An 18,604-nucleotide genomic window follows, 5' to 3' on the forward strand; every position below is an offset into this window, starting at 1 on the left:
GTCAATCCAGGCTCACCGGGGCGATTTCGTCGAACACGTCGCCGGGACCGGGGTTGTCCCGGTGGGTGCCGCCGCCCAGGTGCTCGACGACGCCCCACACGGCGTTCAGCGCGGTGGTGACCGCGCTCTCGGAGAAACCGGCGATCCACGCGACGTCGTCGCCGGCGAGGAAGAAGCCGCGGTGGTGCTCGGCGGCGTCACGCTGCATGAACTGGGTGAACAGGCGCCGCTGGTAGCGGTAGCTGCCGGGAAGGCAGGATTTGAAGGCGCCCTTGAAATGCGGCTGCGTCTCCCAGGTGATCGCGATCGGCGGGCCGATCATGTGCGACCGGATGTCGACGCCCGGATAGATCTTGGCCAGTGCGGAGAGCATCACGTCGAGCCGCTCGTCCGGGCTCAGCGACGCGACCTTCAGCGAGTCGTCGTTCCAGGTGTAGGAGAGCAGCATCGTGCCGGGTTCGTCGGGGCCGTTGTCGATCAGGTAGACCCCGCGCGGGATGCGGTCGGTGAGCGTCGTGCTCATCACGTCGCGGCCGGTCGACGGGTCCTGGTCGAGCCAGAACGGCCGGTCGGTGATGACGAACAGTTTGGACGCGCCCATGTAGTGGGTGCGCTCCAGCGCGGTCCAGACCGGCTGCGGCAGCAGGGCGTCGTCGCTCTTCATCCCCGAGAGCAGGTTCCAGTTCTGCGCGGCGAAGATCGCCGCCGGGTAGGTGCGCACGTCGCGGTTCGCGTCCTCGATGGTGAACCCGCGGCCGGTGCGGTCGATCCGCACCACCGCCGGACGAGGCTCGCCGCCGTGCAGGCTTTTCAGCGACGTGCCGGACGGCCAGTACTCGAGGCCGCCGGGCTCGTCGGCCCACAGCCCGAGCGGCAGCTGCTGGCAGCCGCCGAGGATCCGGTGGTGCTCGTCGCTGGTGTCGGTGCAGATCACCCGCAGGATTTCGAGCGCGGAGTTGGGGAAGTCGGTGTCCCAGCCGCCGCAGCCGAAGCCGACCTGGCCGAAAATCTCGCGATGCTCGAAGGACGAGAACAGCGGCGAGGAGGTCAGGAAGCCGTAGAACGACACGTTGTCGAACTTGGTGACCAGATGGTTCCACAGTGCCTTGATGGTCGGGATGTCACGGCGCCGGATGGCGTCCTCCATCAGCGACATGTCGGCCTGCTCCTGGAGCGTCTTCGTCCAGGCGTCGTTGACCTCGCCGTACACCGGCGGCAGGTCGGCGGACGTGCGCGCCCAGTGGTTCTCACCGTGCAGGTTGATCACCGTGCTCGGTGACGCGGGGGAGAGCGGGTTGGGGAACGGCGTCGTCTCCAAACCCACCTTGTCGATGTAGTGGAACAGCGCCCCGGCGGACGGCGGGAACCGCATCGCGCCCAGTTCGGCGACGGCGTCCGGGTACCCGGGCAGGCTCACCGAGCGCATCCGGCCGCCGAGTTGTTCGGCCTCGTAGATCACCGGTTTGAGGCCGAGTTTCATCAGTTCGTAGGCGGCCACCATCCCGGACAGGCCGCCGCCGATCACCGCGACCTCGGTGCCGTGCGCCTGGCGCGGCACGCGGCCGAGCCCGGCGGGATGGCGGAGCCAGTCGTCGTAGGCGAACGGGAAGTCGGGGCACAGCATGCTCGTCGGCGGCGCCGCCTCGGCGCGGGGGCCGGGCAGGATGCGTTCTTCGACGGGAGACAGGGTCATCGGCGTTACCTCCGGCACTGGTGTCTGGCGTCGCGCGGACGACCGCGGGCCGGCACGGCGGACGCCGGCGTTCTCGTGCGGCTACGGGTCTCGGCGCTGAAATCCGGTTCGCCGAAAGCCACGTTAACGATTCCGTCCCGGCGCGCCGGATACCTTTTCCACCGCTTGCCCACGGCACGGAAACCGGGCAGGGGAGCGGCCGGTTACCCGGCGGTGGAACAGTTCCGCCCCGCCCGCGAGGGCCGCTGTGGCTAGCTGGACCGCGACTTCCCTGTGCCGGGCGACCCGAGGTGGCGAGTGCGCGCATGACCGAGCTGGATTCCCTGCGAAGGCTGGAAAGCAGGCCGCGCGCCGAGCGGCGCCGCATACTGCTGGGCCTGGTGCGCCGGGCGACGTCGGCGGTGCTGGACGGGCCGCTCCCGCCCGGCCGTACCTTCGTCGATCTCGGGTTCGATTCCCTGCTGGCGGTGAAGCTGCACGCGTGGCTGACCGCCGAGACCGGCCTCGAACTCCCGGTGACTCTCGCCTATGACCATCCCGGACCCGAATCGCTGGCGGCCTTCCTCGACGAGTGCCTCTTCGGAGCCGAGGCCGCGGACACCGCGGAAGGGGGTGCGGTCACCGGCGAACCGATCGTGATCGTCGGCATCGGCTGCCGCTTCCCCGGCGGCGCGGACTCACCCGAGGACCTCTGGTCCATTGTGGACGAAGGCAGGGACGTGGTCACGGAATTCCCCCGTGACCGCGGCTGGGACGTCGACGGTCTCTACGACCCGCGACCGGGTACCCCGGGCAAGACGTACGTGCGCCACGGCGGTTTCCTGCCCGGCGCGGCCGAATTCGACGCCGGGTTCTTCGGTATCTCGCCGCGTGAGGCGCTGGCGATGGACCCGCAGCAACGGCTGGTCCTGGAGACGGCGTGGGAGGCGCTGGAACGCGCCGGGATCGATGCCGGAACCCTGACGGGCAGCCGGACCGGAGTGTTCGTCGGCGCCGAGCCGCAGGAATACGGTACCCGCCTGGCCGACGCGCCCGAAGGGCTCGACGGGCTCCTGCTCACCGGCAGCGCGCCGAGCGTCGTTTCCGGAAGGATCGCGTACACCCTCGGCCTGCAGGGACCGGCGTTGACCGTCGACACCGCCTGCTCCGGCTCGCTGGTCGCGCTGCATCTCGCGGTCCGCGCGCTGCGGAACGGTGAATGCGGCCTCGCGCTCGCCGGTGGTGTCGCCGTACTCGGCACCCCCGGCCCGTTCGTGGCTTTCTCGAACCAGCGTGGTCTGGCGCCGGACGGGCGGTGCAAGCCGTTCTCGGCCGCGGCGGACGGTACCGCGTGGGCCGAAGGGGCCGGGATGTTCGTCCTTGAAAGGCTTTCCGACGCCGAACGGCACGGACATCCGGTGCTCGCGGTGATCCGCGGCAGCGCGGTCAACTCCGACGGCGCGTCGAACGGGCTCACCGCGCCGAACGGCCCGTCCCAGCAGCGGGTGATCCGCGCCGCGCTGGCCGACGCCGGACTGTCGGCGTCCACTGTGGACGCCGTCGAGGCGCATGGCACAGGGACCACGCTCGGCGACCCGATCGAGGCGCAGGCGCTGCTCGCGACGTACGGCCGGGACCGGGAAACACCGCTGTGGCTGGGTTCGGTGAAGGCCAACATCGGGCACGCGCAGGCGGCCGCGGGGGCGGCCGGGGTGATCAAGATGATCATGGCGCTGCGTCACGGCCGTTTGCCGCGATCTCTGCACGGTGCCGATCCGACCCCGGCGGTCGACTGGTCCGCCGGCGCGGTCTCCCTGCTGACCGAGCCGGTCGACTGGCCCCGTGGCGGGGAACCGCGCCGGGCCGCCGTCTCGTCGTTCGGCATCTCCGGCACGAACGCCCACCTGATCCTGGAGGAACCGGCACCCGTCGCGACCGCCGAGCCCTCGCCCTCAGCGCCCTCGCCGGTCGCCGTCGCGTTCTCGGCCGCCGATCCGGACGCGTTGCGGGCCCACGCGGCACAGCTCGCCGCCGTCGACGCGAATCCGGTGGACCTCGCCTTCTCGCTCGCCAAGACCCGGGCGACGCTGACGGAACGCGCCTTCGTCCTGGCGCCGGACGCCGCGAGCCTGACGGAAGCGCTGACCGCGTTCGACGAACGGGTGCTCCGCGGCGGCCCGCTCCAGGAACCCGCCGAACTCGCGTACCTGTTCACCGGGCAGGGTGCCCAGCGCATCGCGATGGGCCGCGAGCTCTATGCCGCTTACGACGGCTATGCCGAGGCTTTCGACGAGGTCTGCGCGCATGTCGACCTGCAGCTCGATCCGCCGCTGCGGGACGTGGTGTTCGGCGAGGCCGACCCGGCGTTGCTCGACCGCACCGACTACGCGCAGCCCGCGTTGTTCGCCGTCGAGGTCGCCCTGTTCCGGCTGCTGGAGTCCTGGGGTGTCGCCCCGGCTTATCTGTGCGGGCATTCGGTCGGTGAGTTCGCGGCCGCGCACGTCGCCGGTGTGCTGTCACTGTCCGACGCGGCGATGCTGGTGACCGCGCGCGGAAGGCTGATGCGTGAGCTGCCCGAAGGCGGCGCGATGGTGTCCCTGCGTGCCTCCGAGGAAGCCGCTCGCGCGCTGCTGGCCGGGCACGAGCGGCGCGCCGGGATCGCGGCGGTCAACGGTACGGACGCGGTCGTGCTGTCCGGTGCCCGTGACGCGCTGGAGACGGCGATCGGCGGCTTCGACGGCAAGGTCAAATGGCTCAATGTCAGCCACGCGTTCCACTCCCCGTTGATGCGGGACATGCTCGACGACTTCGCCCGGATCGCGCGGCTCGCCGACTACCACCCCGCGAACCTGCCGATCGTCTCGACGGTCACCGGCGAGATCGGCGGGCACGACTCCGCCGACTACTGGATCCGCCACGTCGAAGCGACCGTCCGCTTCGCCGACGCGTCGCGTGTCCTGCGGGACAACGGCTGCGGCACCTACCTGGAGCTGGGCCCGGACGGCGTCCTCTCGGCGCTGGTCGAAGACGGTGTCGCGCGCCCGTTGCTCCGCCGCGACCGGCCCGAAGTCCCCGAACTCCTGACCGCGCTGGGCACCGCCCACGTCCGCGGGGTGGACGTCGACTTCGCCGCGCTCGTCCCGGGCGGGCGCCGGATCGACTTGCCGACCTACCCGTTCCAGCGGTCGAAGTACTGGCTTACGCCCGGCCCGGGCCGTGACGCGCGCGGCCTCGGCCTGCGCCGCGCCGAACACCCGCTCCTCGGGGCGGTGGTCGCGGTGCCCGGCGGCGACACCGTGTTCACCGCGCGGCTCTCGACGACCGATCAGCCCTGGCTGGACGGCCACCGCGTCGGCGACGACATTCTTTTCCCCGGCACCGGATTCCTCGAACTCGCGCTGCACGCCGGAGCCGAAACGGGCTGCGGACGGGTGGAGGAACTGACCCTGGGCGCCCCGCTCGTGCTGTCGGCCGCGGCCGAGATCCAGGTGGTGGTGGCCGCCGCGGACGACGACGGCCGCCGAGCGGTCACCGTCCATTCGCGACCGGAGCACGGCGAGGAGTGGACGCGGCACGCGAACGGAGTCCTCGCGCCGGACAGCGACGCCGACGTCCCGGGGATCGCATGGCCGCCGCCGGGTGAAGCCCAGTCCCTGGAAGGCTTCTATGACGACCTGCCAGGCTTCGGCTACGAAGGCGTGTTCCGTGGACTGAGGGCGGTGTGGATCGACGGCGACGACGTCCACGCCGAGGTCGCGCTTCCCGCGGACGAGGACGGCGGCTTCGGCATCCATCCGGCCCTGCTGGACGCCGGGCTGCACGCGATGTTCTTCCGTGAGTCGGCGGAATCCGCCGGTGGGCTGCCCTTCTCCTGGTCGGACGTCCGCCTGCGGGCGAGCGGCGCGACCGCGTTGCGGCTGCGGATCACGTTCCACGCGGCGGACACCGTGTCGCTGGTCGCCGTCGACCCCTCGGGCGCCGAGGTGCTGAGCGTCGGCTCGCTGGCCGTCCGCCGCCCGGTCGCCCGCGGCCGGGAACTCCCCGGTGGACTGTTCACTGTGGACTGGACGCCGATCGCGGTCGCCGAACCGGTGGCGTGCACGGCGTATCCGGAGGTCGTCCCCGGCAAGCCCGCGGTGCTGTCGGTGCTGCCCGAAGGCGACCCGGTCACCTCCGCGCACGAGCTCGGCGCCCGTGTCCTGGAAGTGCTGCAGGACTGGGTGACGCGGGAAGAGTCCACTTTGGTCGTCCACACGCGACACGCGGCGGGACCGGACGCCACGGATCCGGCGGCCGCGTCGATCTGGGGTCTGGTGCGCAGCGCCCAAGCCGAGCACCAGGGCCGGTTCGTCCTCGTCGACGGCGAGGCCGAAGACGTGCCGATGGCGGTGGCGACCGGGGAACCGCAGGTCGCCGTGCGCGACGGCGTCCCGCTCGTGCCGAGGATCGCCGAGGCGGGCGCGGGAGTCCTGTTGCCGCCCGCCGGGCCTTGGCGGCTGGGCAAGTCCGGTGAGGGCACGGTCGACGACCTCGTCCTGGAGACCGCCGACGAGCCGGACCTCGGACCGGAGGACGTGCGCATCGCCGTCCGCGCGGCGGGGCTGAACTTCCGTGACGTGCTGAACGTCCTGGGGATGTACCCCGGCGAGGCCGGGCCGCTGGGCTGCGAGATCGCCGGGACCGTGCTGGCCACCGGCGCCGCGGTGACCGACCTGGCGCCGGGTGACCGGGTGATGGGCATGGTGCACGGCGGGATCGGCCCGGTCGCCGTCGGCGAACGCCCGTTCCTGACGCGGGTCCCGGACGCCTGGACCGACGAGCAGGCCGCGACCGTGCCGCTCGTCTTCCTGACCGCCTACTACGCGCTGGTCGACCTGGCCGGTCTGAAAGCGGGCGAGTCGATCCTGATCCATTCGGCCGCGGGCGGGGTCGGGATGGCGGCGACCCAGCTCGCCCGCCGGCTGGGCGCCGAGGTGTTCGGCACCGCCAGTGAGGGCAAGCAGCACGTCCTGCGCGCGGCCGGGCTGCCCTCGGACCACATCGCGTCCTCGCGGACCCTCGACTTCGCCGAAGCCTTCCGGACCGCGACCGGCGGACGCGGGGTCGACGTCGTGCTCAACTCCCTCGCGGGCGATTTCGTCGACGCCTCGCTCGGTGTGACCGCGTCCGGCGGCCGGTTCCTCGAAATGGGCAAGACCGACGTCCGCGCGCCGGAGAACGTCGCCTACCGCGCCTTCGACCTGATCGAAGCGGGCCGGACGCGCACCGCCGAGATCTGGGCCGAGCTGATCGCGCTGTTCGACCAGGGCGCGCTCACCCCGTTGCCGGTGCGGACCTGGGACGTCCGGCACGCGCCCGACGCGTTCCGGTTCGTCAGCCAGGCCAGGCATGTCGGCAAGGTCGCGCTCACCGTCCCGCGAGCGCTCGATCCGGACCGGACGGTGCTCGTCACCGGCGGCACGGGCGGGCTCGGGGCACTCGTCGCGAGGCATCTCGTGACCACGCACGGCGTCCGCAGGCTGCTGCTCACCAGCCGCCGCGGCCCGGACGCGCCGGGCGCGGGAGAGCTGGCGGCGGAGCTCACCGATCTGGGTGCCGAAGTCCGGGTCGTGGCCTGTGACGTCGCCGACCGGGACGCGCTCGCCGTACTGCTGGACGGTGTCGAGCTGACCGGCGTCGTGCACACCGCGGGTGTCCTCGACGACGGCGTGCTGACCGGCCTGACCCCCGAGAGGCTCGCGAAAGTGTTGCGCCCCAAGGTGGACGCCGCCTGGCATCTGCACGAACTCACCCTCGGCCACGACCTCGCGCTCTTCGCGCTCTACTCGTCGGTGTCCGGGATCGTCGGCTCTGCGGGCCAGGCCGCCTACGCCGCCGCGAACACGTTCCTGGACGCCTTGGCCGCCCACCGCAGGACACAGGGCTTGCCCGCGGTCTCGCTCGCATGGGGGCTCTGGCGGGAAGGCATGGGCAGCGGGCTGGCCGAGAACGACGTCGACCGCATGGCGCGCGAAGGCCTGCCGCCGCTGACCGCGGAGTCCGGGCTGGCCCGGTTCGACGCCGCCCTCGACGGCGGGTTCACCGCCGTCCTGCCGATCGAACTGGACCGCGCCGCGTTGCGCGCCCACGCCAGGACCACCGAAGTGGCGCCCGTGCTGCGCGGTCTCGCCAAGGTCACCACCCGGCGCGCGGCGGCGCCCGCGACCACGGGCGGCGCCGGTCTCGGCGAGCGGCTCACCGCACTGCCCGACGAGGAGCGCACGGCTTTGCTGATCGACCTGGTGCGGCACAACGCCGCCGCCGTCCTCGGCCACGAGGCGGGCGGCATGATCGATCCGGCCCGCGCGTTCAAGGACCTCGGCTTCGACTCGCTGACGTCGGTGGAACTGCGCAACCGGATCAACACCGTCACCGGGCTGCGCCTCTCGGCCACCGCGGTCTTCGACCATCCGACCGTCGCGACACTCGCCGGGCATCTCCTGTCCGAACTGGCCCCTCCGTCGCTCAGCGCGGCCGACGCGGTGCTCGCCGGACTCGACCGGCTCGCGGAACGCCTGACCGCCGTCGACGACGACGGCCGGACCGCGGTCGCCGTCCGTCTGCGGACGCTGCTCGACGGCATCACCACGACGGGGACCGGCGTCGGCGGACGGCTGGAGGACGCGACCGCGGACGAGGTCGTCGACTTCCTGGCCACCGAACTGGGCATTTCGTGATGGCGGACAAGAAAGCCGTCGCCAAGGTGCTGGCCGACATCGAGCGGCTGGGCGAACGCCTCGGCGAGCTGGATCCCGAAGACCGCAAGAAGGTCGCCAAGCCGCTGAAGAAGCTGCTGCTGGCCTACGCGGCGGGCGACAAGGACGACGAATTCGACGACCTGCTCTTCGACGCCGCTGTCGACAAGGTCTTCGACTTCCTCACCGACGAGATCTTCTGACCACCGAGCGAGGGTGTGATGGCGGACCAAGAGAAGCTTCTCGACCTGCTGAAGCGGGTGACCGGGGACCTGCACCGGACCCGGGAACGGCTGCGTGACGCCGAGGACGGACGGCACGAGCCGATCGCGATCGTCGGCATGGCCTGCCGGTTCCCCGGCGGGGCCGACACGCCCGCCGCGCTGTGGGACCTGGTCGAGGGCGGCCGCGAGGGCATCGGCGAGTTCCCGGCCGACCGCGGCTGGGACACCTCCGGCCTGTTCGACGACGACCCCGACCGGCGCGGCACCACCTACGTGCGCACCGGTGGTTTCCTGCCCGGTGCCGCCGGATTCGACGCCGAGTTCTTCGGGATCTCGCCGCGTGAGGCGCTGGCCATGGAACCGCAGCAGCGGCTGCTGCTGGAGGTCGGCTGGGAGGCCGTCGAACGCGCCGGCCTCGACCCGGCAGCGCTGCGCGGCAGCCCCACCGGTGTCTATGTCGGCGTTTCCGCGCAGGAGTACGGGCCGCGTCTGCACAATCCGGGCGACACGGTGGACGGCTACCTGCTCACCGGCACCACCTGCAGTGTCCACTCCGGACGGATCGCCTACCAGCTCGGTCTGGAGGGCCCGGCGGTCTCGATCGACACGGCGTGTTCGTCGTCGCTGGTCGCGGTGCACGCGGCGGTGCGCGGGCTGCGCGCGGGAGAGTGCACGCTCGCCCTCGCCGGTGGCGTCAACCTGATGGCCTCGCCGGGGATCTTCGTCGATTTCGCGCGGCAGCGCGGCCTGGCGCCGGACGGGCGCTGCAAGTCGTTCTCCGACGCCGCCGACGGCACCGCCTGGGCCGAGGGTGTCGGGATGCTCGTGCTGGAGAAGCTGTCCGACGCCCAGCGCAACGGGCACCGGATCCTCGCCGTGGTGCGGGGTTCCGCGGTGAACTCCGACGGCGCTTCCAACGGCCTCACCGCCCCGAACGGTCCGTCACAGCAGCGCGTGATCCGCGCCGCGCTCGCCGACGCGCGACTGTCCACTTCAGACGTAGATGCCATCGAGGCGCACGGCACGGGCACCAGGCTGGGTGACCCGATCGAGGCCGAAGCGCTGATGGCCACCTACGGCCGTGATCGTGATCGCCCGCTGTTCCTCGGCTCGGTCAAGTCGAACTTCGGGCACGCGCAGGCCGCGGCCGGGGTCGCCGGGATCATCAAGATGGTCGAGGCGATGCGTCACGGGGTCCTGCCGCCCACCCTCAACGTCGGCACGCCCAGCCGCGAGGTCGACTGGTCCGCCGGGCCGGTCTCGCTGCTGACCGAACGCACACCATGGCCCGAGACCGGGCGGCCCCGTTCGGCGGCGGTGTCGTCGTTCGGGATCAGCGGGACGAACGCGCACGTCGTGCTGGAGCAGGCCCCGCCCGAGGCGCCCGCCGCCGCACAGGACGCGCCCGCCGTCGTACCGCTGCTGCTCTCCGCGGCCACGGAACCGGCGCTGGCCGCACAAGCGGCCCGTCTGCTTTCCGTGGCCGGTACCGCCGAGCCGATCGACGTCGCGCACACGCTGACCACCCGGGCGGCGCTGCCGTACCGGGCCGTCGTCACGGGCACGGACTGGGAAACCCTCTCGGCGGGTCTGTCCGAAGTGGCCGAGGGTGCGGGGTCCCGGGTGATGGAGGGTGGGCTGGCCTTCCTGTTCACCGGTCAGGGTTCTCAGCGGCCGGGGATGGGTGCTTCGTTGTACGAGGCGTTCCCGGTGTTCGCGGCGGCGTATGACGAGGTGTGCGCGCTGCTGCCGGAGTTCGGGGATCTGTCGCGGACGGAGTTCGCGCAGCCGGCGATTTTCGCCCTGGAAGTGGCGTTGTTCCGGTTGGTGGAGTCGTGGGGTGTCCGGCCGGACTACCTGGCGGGGCATTCGATCGGTGAGATCGCGGCCGCGCATGTCGCTGGTGTGCTTTCGTTGACGGACGCGGCGAAACTCGTCGTGGCGCGGGGCCGGTTGATGCAGGCTTTGCCGCCGGGCGGCGTGATGGTCGCAGTTCAGGCGTCGGAGGACGAGATCGGGGACTTGCCCGACGGTGTCTCGCTGGCCGCGGTGAACGGTTCGTCGTCGGTGGTGCTTTCGGGTGCCGAGGAAGCCACGCTCGCGCTCGCGGCTCGGTTCAGCGACCGGAAGACCAAGCGGCTGGACGTGTCGCACGCGTTCCACTCGGTGCTGATGGAGCCGATGCTGGACGACTTCGCCGACGTGGTGCGGGGCCTGGAGTTCGCGGCGCCGCGGATTCCGATCGTGTCCACCGTGGCGGAGACCGCGGACCTGACGGACCCGGCGTATTGGGTCACGCATGTCCGGGAGACCGTGCGCTTCGCCGGCGCGGTCGAGCGCCTGACCGCCGCCGGGGTCACGAAGTTCTTCGAGCTCGGCCCGGACGCCGTGCTCAGCGCGCTCGTCGACGCCTGCGTGCCCGCGCTGCGCCGCGGTCACGACGAACCCCGGCAGCTGGTCTCCGCGCTCGGCACGCTGCACACGCGCGGTGTCCCCGTCGACTGGGCCGCCTACCTCGGCGGCGGCCGGTTCACCGAACTGCCGACGTACGCCTTCCAGCACGAGTACTTCTGGCTCGGCCAGGAAAGCGACGCCGACGTCACCGCGGCCGGGCTCGCCGCAGCCGACCACCCACTGCTCGGCGCAGCCGTGTCCGTCGCCGCCGACGACGGTGTGCTGCTCACGGGACGCCTCTCGCTCGACCGGCATCCGTGGCTGGCCGACCACGTCGTCGCGGGCCACGTGCTCGTCCCCGGTACCGCGTTCGCCGAACTCGCCGTCCGCGCGGGCGACGAAGCGGGCTGCGCGGGCGTGGAAGAGCTGGTCCTGCGGGAACCGCTGGTCCTCGAACCCGGCACCGCGCCGGAGGTCCAGGTCGTCGCGGGCGCGGCCGACGAGCACGGACGCCGTCCGGTGTCGATCCATTCGCGGCTTCCGGAGCGGCCGTGGGTCACCCACGCGACCGGCTTCCTCGGCGCTCCGCCGGTGTCCACTATGGACACCGTTTGGCCGCCGGAGAACGCCGAATCGCTGGGGCTCGAAGACGCCTACGACCAGCTGGCCGCCGCCGGACTCGCGTACGGGCCGATGTTCCGCGGCCTGCGCAAGGTCTGGCGTCGCGACACGGAGATCTTCGCCGAAGTCGCTCTGCCGGAGCCGGGGCAGGCGGCGAAGTTCGGTCTGCACCCGGCACTGCTGGACGCCGCGCTCCAGGCCACCGCCGTCACCGGCGAGGACCAGGGTTCGGTGCCGTTCGCCTGGCGTGACGTCGTGCTGCACGCGCGGGGCGCGACCGAACTGCGCGTGCACGCTCGGCCGGTCGCCGACGGCTTCGCGCTGGACCTCGCCGACGGCACGGGGACGCCCGTCGCCTCCGTGGGCGGGCTCAGCGTCCGCGCCGTCACGGCCACCACCTCGGTGCGGGACGGTCTCTATCGTGTCGAAGACGTGCCGCTTCCCACCGGTTCTGAGGACATCACGCCCGCGGCGGTGGTGGAAGCCGATTCGCTCGACACCACTCTCCTCGCGTTGCAAGACTTCCTGGCCACGGACGAGCCAGCTCCGCTGGTGGTGCTGACCGATCGCGAAGGCGCGGTCGAAGGGCTGGTCCGGGCCGCGCAGACCGAGCATCCGGGCCGGATCGTCCTGGTCCGCGGCACGCATGCCGACGTCGAAGCCGCCCTCGGCACCGGTGAACCCGAAGTGCACGCCGACGGCGGAAGCCTGTTCGCGCCGCGCCTGGCCAGAGCAGGCACCGGTGAGTCCACACTGGACACTTCCGGGACCGTGCTGATCACCGGTGGCACCGGTGGGCTCGGCGCCCGCCTCGCCCGGCATCTGGTCACCGCGCACGGCGTCCGGCATCTGCTGCTGGTCAGCCGCCGTGGCGAGGCCGCGCCCGGTGCCCGGGAACTCGCCGACGAACTCGGGGCCCGGATCGAGGCCTGCGACGTCTCCGATCGCGATCAGGTTCGCGACCTCCTGGCGCGGGCCGAGCCTCCGGTCACCGGCGTCGTCCATGCGGCGGGTGTCCTCGACGACGGTGTGGTCACGTCGCTCACCCCCGAGCGGGTCGCCGCCGTGTACCGGGCGAAGGCCACGGCCGCCCATGTACTCGACGAACTCACCGGTGACCTCGACTTCTTCGTGCTGTTCTCCTCGATCGCCGGGGTGTTCGGCTCACCGGGGCAGGGGGCGTACTCGGCGGCGAACGCCGAGCTGGACGCTCTCGCCCTGCGACGCCGCGCCGCCGGGAAGCCCGCGCAGTCACTCGCGTGGGGTCTGTGGCGAGACGGGATGGGTGCTTCGCTGAGCGGCACCGACCGGGACCGGATCGGCAGGGACGGCTTCGGCGCTCTCGAACCGGAAGAGGGGCTCGCGCTGTTCGACGCCGCCGTGGCCGACGGCGGTGCCGTCCTCGTCCCCATGCGGCTCGACCTCGCCGCCGTGCGGAACGCCGGTGTCCCGCCGTTGTTGCGCGGCCTGGTCCGCGTCCGGACTCGTCGCGAAGCCGCCCGCCGCACCGATACCGGGCTGGCGGGACGGCTCGCCGGGCTGTCCGAAACCGACCGGGAAGCCCTGCTGATCGACCTGGTCCGGGCACGCGTCGCGGCTGTCCTCGGCCGGGCGGGCGCGGGCACCGTTGAGCCGTCGCGGCCGTTCACGGAACTGGGCTTCGACTCGCTGACCGCCGTCGAACTGCGCAACGAACTCACCACGGAGACCGGGTTGCGGCTGCCCGCGACGCTCGTCTTCGATCATCCGAGCCCGGCGGCGGTGGCCGCGTACCTCGGCGCCGAACTGCTCGGCGCCCCGGAACCGGCGCGTCCGGTGGTGACCCGGCGCGCCGCCGACGAGCCGATCGCGATCGTCGCGATGAGCTGCCGGTATCCCGGCGATGTCCGGTCACCCGAGGAGCTGTGGGAACTCGTGGCCGCGGGCACCGACGCGATCTCGCCGTTCCCCGGCGGACGTGGCTGGGACGTCGACGGGATCTACGACCCCGAACCCGGCCTGCCCGGCAAGACCTACACCCGGCACGGTGGCTTCCTGCACGACGCGGGCGAGTTCGATCCCGAGTTCTTTGGCATCTCGCCACGGGAAGCCCTGGCGATGGACCCGCAGCAACGCCTGCTGCTGGAGATCAGCTGGGAGGCGCTCGAACGCGCCCGGCTCGATCCGGCGTCGCTGAAGGGCAGCGCCACCGGTGTGTTCGCCGGGATCATGTACTACGACTACGCCGCGAAACTGGCCAGGGTGCCCGACAGTGTCGCCGGATTCCTGGGCACCGGGACCTCGGCCAGCGTCCTGTCCGGGCGGATCGCGTACACCCTCGGGCTGGAAGGTCCGGCGGTGTCGGTCGACACGGCGTGTTCGTCGTCGCTGGTCGCCCTGCATCTGGCCGCCCGGTCGCTGCGGGCGGGCGAGTGCGACATGGCGCTCGCCGGCGGGGTCACCGTGATGGCGACGCCGGAGACCTTCCTCGACTTCTCCCGTCAGCGCGGGCTTTCCCCGGACGGGCGCTGCAAGTCGTTCTCCGCCGGCGCCGACGGCACCGGCTGGTCGGAAGGCGCCGGGGTGCTCGTGCTGGAGCGGCTTTCGGACGCTCGCCGCAACGGGCATCCGGTGCTGGCCGTGGTGCGCGGTTCCGCGGTCAACCAGGACGGCGCGTCCAACGGCCTCACCGCGCCCAACGGGCCCTCGCAGCAGCGCGTGATCCGCGCCGCGCTCGCCGACGCCGGTCTGTCCACTTCGGACATCGACGCGGTCGAGGCGCACGGGACGGGCACGCGGCTGGGCGACCCGATCGAGGCGCAGGCGCTCATCGCGACCTACGGCGCCGAGCGGGACGAACCGTTGTGGTTCGGTTCGGTCAAGTCGAACCTCGGTCACACGCAGGCCGCCGCCGGGGTCGCCGGGATCATCAAGATGGTCGAGGCGATGCGCCGGGGTGTGCTGCCGCGGACCCTGCACGCGGCGGAACCGTCGGCGGAGATCGACTGGGACGCCGGCGCCGTGGAACTGCTCCGTGACTCGAGGCCGTGGCCGGAGGTGAGCCGTCCTCGCCGGGCCGGGGTGTCGTCGTTCGGGATCAGCGGGACGAACGCGCACGTCGTCCTGGAGCAGGTCCCGGCCGAAGCGCCCGCTGAGCCCGCTTCGCACGGCGTCGTTCCGTGGGTGCTGTCGGCGAAAACCGATCAGGCCGTCGCCGACCAGGCCCGTGCCCTCCTGTCCCTTGTGGACGATGCCGATCCCCGCGACGTGGCGTACTCCCTGGCCACAACGCGGACCGCGCACGAGCGCCGGGCCGCGGTCGTCGGCGCGGACGCGGAGAGTCTGCGAGCCGGGCTCGAAGCCATCGCCGCCGGCGGCGGGATCACCGGTCGTGCGACCCGGGGCAAGCTGGCCTTCCTGTTCACCGGTCAGGGTTCGCAACGGCCGGGAATGGGTGCTTCGCTGTACCGGGCGTTCCCGGTGTTCGCGGCGGCGTATGACGAGGTGTGCGCGCTGCTGCCGGAATTCGGGGAGTTGAGCCGGACGGAGTTCGCGCAGCCGGCGATTTTCGCGTTGGAAGTGGCCCTGTTCCGGTTGGTGGAGTCGTGGGGTGTGCGGCCGGATTACTTGGCGGGCCATTCGATCGGTGAGATCGCGGCGGCGCATGTCGCCGGAGTGCTGTCGTTGGCCGACGCGGCGAAGCTCGTGACGGCACGTGGCCGGTTGATGCAGGCCTTGCCGCCGGGCGGGGTGATGGTCGCCGTCCAGGCGTCGGAGGACGAGATCGGGGAGTTGCCCGAGGGTGTCTCGCTGGGGGCGGTCAACGGACCGTCTTCGGTGGTGCTTTCGGGTGCCGAGGAGCCGACACTCGCCGTCGTGGCCCGGTTCGCCGATCGCAAGACGAAGCGGCTGGACGTGTCGCACGCGTTCCATTCGGTGCTGATGGAACCGATGCTGGACGAGTTCGCCGCGGTGGTCCGGGAACTGACGTTCTCGGAGCCGCGTATCCCGATGCCGTCGAACGTGGCCGACCCGGAGTACTGGGTCGCGCACGTCCGGGAGACCGTCCGGTTCGCCGCGGCGGTCGAGGAGCTTCGCGCGGAGGGGGTCACGAAGTTCCTCGAAATCGGCCCCGACGCGGTGCTGTCGCCACTCACCGACGGCATTCCCCTGCTGCGCAAGGGGCGCGACGAAGCCGTGACGGCGATGACCGCGCTCGCCACCCTCCACGTCCAAGGTGTCCACGTCGACTGGGACGCCGTGCTGCCCGGTGCCCGCGCGGTCGACCTTCCGACGTATCCTTTCCAGCGCAAGCACTTCTGGCTCGAACCGGCCCCGGTCGGAGACCTCACCTCGGCGGGGCTGGACTCGCCGGGGCATCCGCTGCTCGCCGCCGGGCTCTCGCTCGCCGAGAGCGACGGCACCGTCCTCACCGGACGGATCTCGCTCGCGACCCACCCCTGGCTCGCCGGGCACACGGTGCACGACACCGTCCTGCTGCCGGGCGCGGCGCTCGCCGAACTCGCCGTCCGGGCGGGTGACGAGGCCGGGCGGCCGCGGCTGGTCGAACTGACCTTGCACGCTCCCGTCGTGCTCCCCGAGAGCGGGCCTCTCGAACTGCAGGTCGCGGTCAGCGCCGCGGCGGCGGTGACCATCCACTCGCGGATCCCCGGCGAGGATTGGGAACTCAACGCGCTCGGCCTGCTGGCCGAGGCCGAGCCGCCCGCGAAGGGCTTCGCGTGGCCGGACGGTCTCGAACCCATCGACCTCGGCTCGTTCTACGACGACCTCGCCGACCGCGGGTTCGTCTACGGCCCGCTCTTCCAGGGCCTGCGTGCGGCGTGGCGGCACGGTGAGGACCGCTACGCCGAGATCTCGCTGCCCGAGGACGCCCGGGAGGACGCGGCCCGGTTCGGGATCCACCCGGCGTTGTTCGACGCCGCCCTGCACGGCATGTTCCTCGGCGAGGGTGGGGAATCGGGGGCGCTGCCGTTCAGCTGGAGCGACGTCAGTCTGCACGCGACCGGCGCCACGACGGTCCGCGCGCGGCTGCGGTTCCTCGCGCCCGGGGAGGTCGCGGTCGACCTGACCGACCTCGCCGGGGCACCGGTGCTGTCGGTCGGCTCACTGGTCGTCCGCGCGGTCACCGGCGAACAGGTGCGGGCCGGGGAAGACCGGTCGCTGTTCCGCGTCGAGCACATCGCGGCCGAGGCGGCGTCCGCCACGCCGGTGCCGTGGGTGCGGTGGGACGAGGTGACCGAGCCGGTCCCGCCGGTGGTCGTCCTGCCGGTGCCGTCGGCGGGGATCCACGCTGTCCTCGAAGTCCTGCAACGGTTCCTGTCCGAGCCCCGGTTCTCCGGCTCGCGGCTGGTGGTGGTCACCGGCGATGGGCTCGACGACGCGGCCGCGGCCGGCCTGGTGCGGTCCGCGCAAGCCGAGAACCCCGGCCGGTTCGTCATCCTCGACGGCGAGGTGTCCGATGTGGACATCGCACTGGCCACCGGTGAGCCCCGGGTCCGGGTGCGGGACGGCCGCGCCGAGGTGCCGCGACTGGTCCGGGCCGAGCCCGGCCCGAAACCGGACTGGGAGTCCGCGGGCACGGTGCTGATCACCGGCGGTACCGGTGGTGTCGGCGCGAAACTGGCCGAACGGCTCGTGACCGAACATGGAGTCGGGCGGCTGGTCCTCACCAGTCGTCGCGGCCTCGCCGCTCCCGGCGCCCAAGAACTGGCCGCCCGGCTGGGCGAGCTGGGCGCCGAGGTGCGCGTCGAAGCGTGCGACGTCGCCGATCGCGACGCGGTCGCCGCTCTGCTGGACGGCATCCCCGAGCTGTCGGGCATCGTGCACGCGGCGGGTGTGCTCGACGATGGCGTCGTCACCGCGCTGACCCCGGAACGCCTGGACCGGGTGCTCGGTCCAAAGGCCGATGGCGCCCGTCACCTGCACGAACTGACCCTCGACCGGCCGCTGACCGAGTTCGTGCTGGTCTCGTCGGTGTCCGGCGTGCTCGGCGGGCCGGGGCAGGGCAACTACGCCGCGGCCAACGCCTACCTCGACGCGCTGGCCGAGCGACGGCACGCCGACGGCCTGCCCGCGCGGTCGCTCGCGTACGGGATGTGGGCCGCCGAGGGGATGGGCGGGGTGCTCGACCAGGCGCTGATCGACAGGATGCGGCGTGACGGCTTCGGGGCGCTCACACCGGAAGAGGGCGCGGCGTTGTTCGACCTGGCACCCGGGCCGGTGGCCGTACCGGTCAAACTCGACCTGGCGGGGCTGCGGGACCAGGCCAGGGCGGGTGTGCTGCCCGCGCTGCTCACCGGGCTCGTCCGGCTTCCCGTGCGGCGGACGGCTTCCCCGGTCGCGGAATCCGCCGCCCTCACTCCCGAGGCGGTGGAAGACCTGGTCCGGACGCAGACCGCGCAGGTGCTCGGCTTCGCCACGGCGGACGAGGTGGATCCGGACCACGCGTTCACCGACCTCGGCTTCGACTCACTGACGTCGGTCGAACTGCGCAACCGGCTCGCGGCCGCGGCGGGACGGCAACTCGGGGCGACGGTGGTGTTCGACCACCCGACCCCCTCGGCGCTCGCGGCACACCTCCGGACACTGCTGTTCCCGGAGGTCGCGGTGCCCGACGAGGCGCGGCTGCGGCGGGCGCTGGCGGGCGCGCCGGTCGAGCGGCTCCGGGAACTGGGGGTGCTGGAGGCTCTGGTGAAGCTGGCCGAGGAACTGCCCGAGTCCGAGGCCACGGTGTCCGCCGAGTCGATCGACGATCTGGACGTGGGGGACCTGATCAGCCGGGCGATGTCGACCGCCGAGCAGGGCTGAAGGGGTTCCCCGGTCCAGGTGGTCGTGGGGGGGGGGTTGGGGTGGGGAACCAACCCCCCCCCCCCCCCCACCCCACCCCCCCCCCCCCCCCCCCCCCTTCCCTTTTTTTTTCTCCCTCCACCCCAATCCCCCCCACTCTCTCCCCCACCACA

4 protein-coding genes are annotated in these 18,604 nt (G+C 72.3%); 3 read left to right on the top strand and 1 reads right to left on the bottom strand.

Features of this window, described 5'->3' with window-relative positions:
• Position 1 precedes the first annotated feature (1 nt).
• Positions 2-1,693: a flavin monoamine oxidase family protein gene (locus AC069H_RS12660; RefSeq protein ID WP_478232336.1), complete on the bottom strand. Its 1,692-nt coding sequence runs from the start codon at positions 1,691-1,693 to the stop codon at positions 2-4.
• A gap of 305 nt (positions 1,694-1,998) precedes the next feature.
• On the opposite strand from AC069H_RS12660, the gene AC069H_RS12665 reads away from it, so the two are divergent.
• Genes AC069H_RS12665 through AC069H_RS12675 form a run of 3 tightly spaced genes read left to right on the top strand, consistent with a single transcriptional unit; the run spans position 1,999 to position 18,452 of the window.
• Positions 1,999-8,388 (top strand): SDR family NAD(P)-dependent oxidoreductase, encoded by a 6,390-nt coding sequence (locus tag AC069H_RS12665; RefSeq protein ID WP_478232337.1) that lies wholly within the window; start codon positions 1,999-2,001, stop codon positions 8,386-8,388.
• A complete protein-coding gene (locus AC069H_RS12670) occupies positions 8,388-8,609 on the top strand; it encodes a hypothetical protein (RefSeq protein ID WP_219152973.1) in 222 nt (73 codons plus the stop codon). Before AC069H_RS12665 ends, AC069H_RS12670 begins: the two co-directional genes overlap by 1 nt.
• 18 nt (positions 8,610-8,627) lie before the next feature.
• Positions 8,628-18,452, top strand: a complete 9,825-nt coding sequence (locus tag AC069H_RS12675; RefSeq protein ID WP_478232338.1) for an SDR family NAD(P)-dependent oxidoreductase — start codon at positions 8,628-8,630, stop codon at positions 18,450-18,452.
• The last annotated feature ends 152 nt before the right edge of the window (positions 18,453-18,604 follow it).

The sequence above is a fragment of the Amycolatopsis sp. NPDC043887 genome (genome assembly GCF_056435665.1).

Bases quoted from the DNA above. Each gene is read 5' to 3' on its own strand.
- AC069H_RS12660 (WP_478232336.1), bottom strand. From the start codon at position 1,693: ATGACCCTGTCTCCCGTCGAAGAACGCATCCTGCCCGGCCCCCGCGCC.
- AC069H_RS12670 (WP_219152973.1), top strand. From the start codon at position 8,388: ATGGCGGACAAGAAAGCCGTCGCCAAGGTGCTGGCCGACATCGAGCGG.
- AC069H_RS12675 (WP_478232338.1), top strand. From the start codon at position 8,628: ATGGCGGACCAAGAGAAGCTTCTCGACCTGCTGAAGCGGGTGACCGGG.
- AC069H_RS12665 (WP_478232337.1), top strand. From the start codon at position 1,999: ATGACCGAGCTGGATTCCCTGCGAAGGCTGGAAAGCAGGCCGCGCGCC.